This is a genomic window from Neobacillus drentensis (genome assembly GCF_036962765.1).
GTDB lineage: Bacteria > Bacillota > Bacilli > Bacillales > Cytobacillaceae > Neobacillus > Neobacillus drentensis_C.
In genome coordinates this window covers 2,522-2,814 of record NZ_JBALOS010000376.1, presented here as the reverse complement: position 1 = coordinate 2,814, position 293 = coordinate 2,522, and the positions used below count along the sequence as shown (strand labels likewise).

The window sequence follows — 293 nt, the reverse complement described above, 5'->3', positions numbered from 1 at the left end:
AGATAATGTAATCGACGTAACGGATGCACTGGCTATCCAAACATATTGGGGTACAAATAAGCGTAGTGCTGATATTAACTTTGAAGGAACAGCTGACGCAAAAGACCTTGCATTGTTTAAAAGAATTATCTAATATAAAACCCGTGGATTATAGCACCATCGAAAGCAGTTAAGAAGTATTAAGGTACAACTTTAGAATCAGTTAAGAGTCAATTAGGATTACAATAATAGTAAGCTCAAAAAATCATTTTTTTCGGAATTTGTCTTCACACTGTAAGCCTGTTCTCAATACT

1 protein-coding gene is annotated in these 293 nt (G+C 34.1%); it reads left to right on the top strand.

The annotated features are described in order from the left end of the window. The first annotated feature begins 10 nt into the window (after positions 1-10). Positions 11-133, top strand: coding sequence for a dockerin type I domain-containing protein (locus V7137_RS30855; RefSeq protein WP_420490200.1), 123 nt, complete (start codon positions 11-13; stop codon positions 131-133). Positions 134-293 lie beyond the last annotated feature (160 nt).